This window comes from Cobetia sp. 5-11-6-3 (genome assembly GCF_013374055.1).
Lineage (GTDB): Bacteria > Pseudomonadota > Gammaproteobacteria > Pseudomonadales > Halomonadaceae > Cobetia > Cobetia marina.
Genome location: NZ_BLWJ01000024.1, coordinates 1 through 506, shown reverse-complemented (window position 1 = coordinate 506; position 506 = coordinate 1). Strand labels below are relative to the sequence as shown.

At 66.0% G+C, this 506-nt stretch carries 2 protein-coding genes; both read right to left on the bottom strand.

Annotated elements, in window-relative coordinates; genetic code table 11:
• A partial coding sequence (locus tag HXS66_RS17240) for a hypothetical protein (protein ID WP_176504175.1) occupies positions 1-182 on the bottom strand: 182 nt, incomplete at its 3' end.
• Positions 183-248: 66 nt separating this feature from the next.
• A partial coding sequence (locus tag HXS66_RS17235; protein WP_176503750.1) for a hypothetical protein occupies positions 249-506 on the bottom strand: 258 nt, incomplete at its 5' end.

The window sequence follows — 506 nt, the reverse complement described above, 5'->3', positions numbered from 1 at the left end:
CTCTTGCCGGTTTCCGCGAAGGTGGCCTGAGCCGTCGGGGCCTGCTGGGCGGTGCCGACGACGACGTCCTGGCTGACGGACTGCTGGACACGCTGGGCGGCCGGGCTGTCATCCGCCGCGAAGGTGGCGGTGCTGACGGTAGCGAGAGCGGCAGCGGCGATCAGGGTCTTGAGAGTGTTCATGATGATTTCCTCGATGAAGATGAAGTGATGATCAGACCTGGAATGCAGGTCGGGGATGACGGTCAATCAGACGTTGCTGTCGCTCAGGGCGTGCTGAACGCGGGTAGCGGCGACACTCTTGCCAGCGTCATTGTCGAAGGCCTGTTCACGGCTGGCGGTAGCGCTGCCGTGCCCTTCAATGGAGGACTGGGTCAGGGCGGTCTCGACACGACCTGCCGCGACGCTCTTGCCGGTTTCCGCGAAGGTGGCCTGAGCCGTCGGGGCCTGCTGGGCGGTGCCGACGACGACGTCCTGGCTGACGGACTGCTGGACACGCTGGGCGGC